Annotated in this window: 5 protein-coding genes; all 5 read left to right on the forward strand. The window is 63.1% G+C overall.

The genetic code is table 11. The annotated features are described in order from the left end of the window. On the forward strand, positions 1-805 hold an 805-nt coding region (locus EN884_RS25475), incomplete at its 5' end, for a peptidoglycan-binding protein (RefSeq protein ID WP_245491987.1). Positions 806-1066: 261 nt separating this feature from the next. Continuing rightward, entirely contained in the window at positions 1067-2710 is a 1644-nt protein-coding gene (locus EN884_RS25480; RefSeq protein ID WP_027161780.1) for an ABC transporter substrate-binding protein, read from the forward strand. Between the two features lie 18 nt (positions 2711-2728). Then, on the forward strand, positions 2729-3796 hold the full coding sequence (locus tag EN884_RS25485; protein WP_013527925.1) for an ABC transporter permease: 1068 nt from the start codon (positions 2729-2731) through the stop codon (positions 3794-3796). Beyond that, positions 3793-4713, forward strand: coding sequence for a nickel transporter permease (gene nikC, locus EN884_RS25490; RefSeq protein ID WP_013527924.1), 921 nt, complete (start codon positions 3793-3795; stop codon positions 4711-4713). The genes EN884_RS25485 and nikC overlap by 4 nt, the downstream gene beginning before the upstream one ends. Before the next feature lie 10 nt (positions 4714-4723). Further along, positions 4724-5051 (forward strand): ATP-binding cassette domain-containing protein (locus EN884_RS25495; protein WP_164895148.1); only part of this gene is annotated, 328 nt, incomplete at its 3' end.

The following is a 5051-nucleotide window of genomic DNA, read 5'->3' on the forward strand; positions in this document are numbered from 1 at the left end:
AGTCCTTCCTGGTCGACATGAATGCCTTGGTGCCCAGCACTTCGAAGGCGTCATAAGGCATCTTCGCCGCGCCGAACTGCTTGCCGCACTCGAGATCGTCGAGCGCGGGCTGGCTCCGGTCGGCGCGATGAAATCGTCCTGGGCCGGCGCGCTCGGCCAGCCGCAATTCATGCCGACCTCGTTCCTGAAACATGCCGTCGATTTCGACGGCGACGGCCGCGTCGACATCTGGAACTCGACGCCCGACGTGTTGGCCTCGATCGCCAATTATCTCGTCCACTATGGCTGGGTAAAGGGTCGTGGCTGGGGATTCGAGGTGACGGTGCCGGAAAGCGTTTCCTGTTCGCTGGAAGGCCCGGACCAGGGCAAGAAAATCTCGCAATGGGCTGATATGGGCATCAAGCGCGTCGGCGGCAAACCGTTTCCAGTGAGTGAGCTGAAGGCCGAAGGCTTTCTGCTGATGCCGGCAGGGCGCAGCGGCCCGGCCTTTGTCGCCACGCCCAATTTCTACGTGCTGAAGCAATACAACACCAGCGACCTGTACGCGCTGTTCATCGGCCATGGCGCCGATCGCATCGCCCATGGCGATCAGAACTTCGCCGGCAGCTGGGGCGCGATCGGCGGGCTGCACCGTTCGGACATCGCCGCCCTGCAGCGGGCGCTGGAGGCCAAGGGCTATGATGTCGGCAGCGCCGATGGCCTGCCCGGCTTCAAGACCCGCCGCTCGATCGGCATATGGCAAGCCAAGAACGGCCGCGCCGCCACCTGCTTTCCTGACGCCGATCTGGTCGCAGTGCTGAAATAGCTCCGAAATTAGCAGATTTTTCTCGATCGGCAGCCTCGATTGGCTGGCCTATGCGTCGACACCCCACCGGCCTTTCTGGCCCAATGAGCCGTCGTATAAATGCTCGTTGCCCGCCACGGGGCCGCCGGGTATGGTGTTGACCAACTGGACAAAAACCACGACGGTAAGTGGGCAGAGGGGCCGTCTCCAGGCCCCGAAAAAATTCCGCAACCCTGAGCCGGGAACTCAGGTCAACAAACAACAAAACAGGGAACAATCACAATGATGATGGAAAAGTTTGCTCTACGCTCTCGCTTCCTGCTCGCGGGTGCCGCCATGTCGGCGCTGCTTCTGGCCGGCGCGCCCGCCGGTGCGGTCACGCCCGCCGACACGCTGGTCGAAGGTTTCGCGATCGACGACATCATCTCCATGGATCCGGGCGAGGCGTTCGAGCTGTCGACCGCCGAGGTCACCGGCAACACCTATGATCTGCTTGTCCGTCTCGACCTCAGCGACACCTCCAAGGTCAAGGGCGACCTTGCCGAAAGCTGGACCGTCTCCGATGACGGCCTGACCTACACGTTCAAGCTCAAGCCCGGCCTGAAATTCGCTTCCGGCAATCCGATCACGGCGTCCGATGTCGCCTGGTCGTTCGAGCGCGTCATCAAGCTCGACAAGAGCCCGGCCTTCATCATCGGCCAGTTTGGCATCAGCGGTGACAACGTCACCGAAAAGGCCAAGGCTGTCGACGACGGCACCTTCCAGTTCACCGTCGACAAGGCCTATGCGCCGAGCTTCGTGCTGAACTGCCTGTCGGCAACGGTGGCTTCGGTGGTCGACGCCAAGCTGGTCAAGGAGCATGTCGCTTCGGTCACGCCGAGCGCCGACTACAAATGGGACAATGACTTCGGCAATGCCTGGCTGAAGACCGGCTATGCCGGCTCCGGCGTCTTCAAGCTGCGCGAATGGCGGGCCAACGAAGCCGTCGTTCTCGAGCGCAACGACAATTACTACGGCGAAAAAGCCAAGCTTGCCCGCGTCATTTATCGCAACATGAAGGAAAGCTCGGGCCAGCGCCTGGCGCTCGAGGCTGGCGACATCGACGTTGCCCGCAATCTCGAACCGAACGACCTCGACGCCATCGCCAAGAACGCCGACCTCACCACCACCAGCGCGCCCAAGGGCACGGTCTATTACATCAGCCTCAACCAGAAGAACGCGAACCTCGCCAAGCCGGAGGTGCGCCAGGCGTTCAAGTATCTGGTCGACTATGATGCCTTGAGCTCCACCATCCTCAAGGGCATCGGCGAAATCCATCAGACCTTCCTGCCCAAGGGCGTGCTCGGCGAATTGGATGAGAATCCGTTCAAGCTCGATGTCGCCAAGGCCAAGGAATTGCTGGCCAAGGCCGGTCTGCCCGACGGCTTCAGCGTAACCATGGACGTACGCACCGGCCAGCCGACGACCGGGATGGCGGAATCGATCCAGCAGACGCTCGGACAGGCCGGCATCAAGCTCGAGATCATCCCGGGCGACGGCAAGCAGACGCTCACCAAATACCGCGCCCGCAACCACGACATCTATATCGGCCAATGGGGCCAGGATTATTTCGACCCGAACTCCAACGCCCAGACCTTTGCCTCGAACCCGGACAATTCGGATGGGGCCAAGACCAAGACGCTGGCCTGGCGCAACGCCTGGGACATTCCGGACCTGACCAAGCAGACGGAAGCGGCACTGCTCGAGAAGGATGCCGGCAAGCGCGCCGACATGTACAAGGATCTCGAGAAGAAAATCCTCGACACCAGCCCCTTCGTCGTCATCCACCAGCAGCTGGAAGTGGCCGGCCTGCGCAAGAACCTCAAGGGCTTTGCGCTCGGCCCGAGCTTCGACACCAACTTCGTCGGACCGGTGTCCAAGGAATAGTGCTCGCGGACACGCCGCATGAGCGCGGTTGAAAAAGAAGTGGCGGCGGGGCGCGGCAGCGCCCGCGCCGTCGCTGTTGCATCATCGCTTGGCCGTTTCCTGGTCATTGCGATCACGACCTATCTTGGTCTGCTCGCGGTCACCTTCTTCATCGGCCGCGTCATTCCAATCGACCCGGTGCTGGCGGTGCTCGGCGACCGGGCGCCGGCCAATGTGGTTGAGCGCACGCGCCGCGAGATGGGCCTCGATTTGCCGTTGATCGAGCAGTTCTACATCTATGTGAAGAATGCGCTGAACGGCAATTTCGGCGTCTCCGTGCTGACCACCAATCCGGTCATGACCGACATTCGCCGGGCGCTTCCGGCCACGACGGAACTGGCGACCCTCGGAACGCTGATCGGCGCGTTGTTCGGCGTGCCGCTCGGTGTGCTGGCCGCGGTCAGGCGCGGCAGCCTCATCGACCAGATCGTGCGCGTCATCGGCCTGATCGGTTATTCCGTGCCGATCTTCTGGCTGGGGCTGCTTGGGCTGGTGCTGTTTTACGCCAAGCTGCAATGGGTTGCCTTCCCGGCGAGGCTCGACGTCGTCTACGAATACACCTTTACGCCGATCACCGGCTTCTATCTCCTCGACTCTGCGATGCAGGGGCAGTGGGACGTTTTTTACGACGCCTTCCGCCACATCATCCTGCCGGCCTCGCTGCTCGGCTATTTCTCGCTCGCCTATATCAGCCGCATGACGCGCTCGTTCATGCTCAACGAATTGTCGCAGGAATATATCGTCGCGGCGCGCGCCAAGGGCCTGTCGGAAACCCGCATCATCTGGGGCCACGCGCTGCGCAACGCAGCGGTGCCGATGGTGACGGTGATCGCGCTGTCCTATGCCGGACTGCTGGAAGGTTCGGTGCTGACCGAGACCGTCTTCTCATGGCCGGGCATCGGCCTTTACATCACCAATTCGCTGCAGAACGCCGACATGAATGCGGTGCTCGGTGGCACCATCGTCATCGGCTCGGTGTTCATCGCCATCAACCTTCTCTCCGACCTGCTGTATCGGGTGCTCGATCCGAGGACGAAGTCCGCATGAGCGTCGACACCATCCAGAGCCGTCGCGACTGGCTGCTCAGCGAGCGGCCGGCCTCGCGCATGCAGGCAAGGCTCGGCCGCGCCTATGTGGCGTGGCGGCGCTTTTCCGCCAACCGGTTGGCGTTTCTGGGCCTGCTCATCATCATTGCCCTGCTGGTCGTTGCCGCCCTTGCAGGCGTGCTGGCACCTTATTCGCCAACGTTCGGCGACCTGAAGAACGCGCGCCTGCTGGCGCCGAGCGCCGAGCACTGGTTCGGCACCGACGATCTCGGCCGCGATATCCTGTCGCGCATCCTCTACGGCTCGCGCTGGACGCTTTACGTGGTCATCCTGGTCGCCATCATCGCCGCACCCATCGGCCTTCTGGTCGGCACGGTGGCCGGCTATGCCGGCGGCTGGACCGATGCCATCCTGATGCGCATCACCGACATCTTCCTCGCCTTTCCCAAGCTGATCCTGGCGCTGGCCTTCGTCGCAGCACTTGGCCCCGGCATCGAGAATGCGGTGCTGGCCATCGCCATCACCTCATGGCCGCCCTACGCCCGCATCGCGCGGGCAGAGACGCTGACGGTGCGCAATTCCGACTACATCAAGGCGGTGCAACTGATGGGCGCCTCGCCCTTCCGCATCGTGCTGCGCCATATCATGCCGCTTTGCATTTCGTCCCTGATCGTCAGGGTGACGCTCGACATGGCCGGCATCATCCTGACCGCCGCCGGGCTCGGTTTCCTCGGCCTCGGCGCGCAGCCGCCGCTGCCCGAATGGGGCACGATGATCGCGTCCGGCCGCCGCTTCGTGCTCGACCAGTGGTGGGTGGCCGGTGCGCCGGGCTTCGCCATCCTCATCGTCAGCCTCGGCTTCAACCTGCTTGGCGACGGCCTGCGCGACGCGCTCGATCCGCGGAGTGGCGACCAATGAGCGGCGACCAATGAGCGGAGAAACGAAAACGCTTCTCAACGTAGACGACCTGCGCGTCACCTTCCCGACCCGCACCGGGCTGATCGAGGCGGTGCGCGGCGTTTCCTTTTCGCTCGGCCGCGAACGGCTCGGCATCGTCGGCGAATCCGGCTCGGGAAAATCGCAGACCGGCCGCGCCATCATGGGCCTGACGCCACCGCAGGCGCGGATATCGGCCAACAAGCTCGCCTTCGACGGCATCGATTTGCTCACCGTCTCGCCACGCGAACGCAGGAAGCTGCGCGGCAAGCGCATCGCCATGATCCTGCAGGATCCGAAATATTCGCTCGACCCGGTGA

This window comes from Mesorhizobium sp. M7A.F.Ca.AU.001.01.1.1 (assembly GCF_004022735.1).
GTDB lineage: Bacteria > Pseudomonadota > Alphaproteobacteria > Rhizobiales > Rhizobiaceae > Mesorhizobium > Mesorhizobium ciceri.